The sequence below is a fragment of the Pantoea sp. SIMBA_079 genome (assembly GCF_046940275.1).
Classification (GTDB): domain Bacteria; phylum Pseudomonadota; class Gammaproteobacteria; order Enterobacterales; family Enterobacteriaceae; genus Pantoea; species Pantoea borealis.
In genome coordinates this window covers 1-241 of record NZ_JAWRYR010000835.1, presented here as the reverse complement: position 1 = coordinate 241, position 241 = coordinate 1, and the positions used below count along the sequence as shown (strand labels likewise).

Below are 241 nucleotides of genomic sequence, written 5' to 3'. Positions count from 1 at the left end.
CCACAAGGCCTGCGCCACCTGTCAGCAATGTCCCGCCGATCACCACCGAAGCGATGGCATCCAGTTCTACCCCCACCGTCGCGAGCGAATAGCCGGACGAAGTATAAAGCGTATAGACGATCCCGGCGAGGCCGGAAAGGATACCTGACATCGTATAGATGCCGATTGTCGTGCGGGCAATCGGAACGCCCATCAGCTCCGCCGACTGCTGGTTGCCGCCAAGCGCGTAGATATTGGCGCC

1 protein-coding gene is annotated in these 241 nt (G+C 60.6%); it reads right to left on the bottom strand.

The features are described 5' to 3' along the window. The coding region (locus SB719_RS22295; protein WP_412160053.1) for an ABC transporter permease subunit at positions 1–241 on the bottom strand (241 nt) is incomplete at both ends.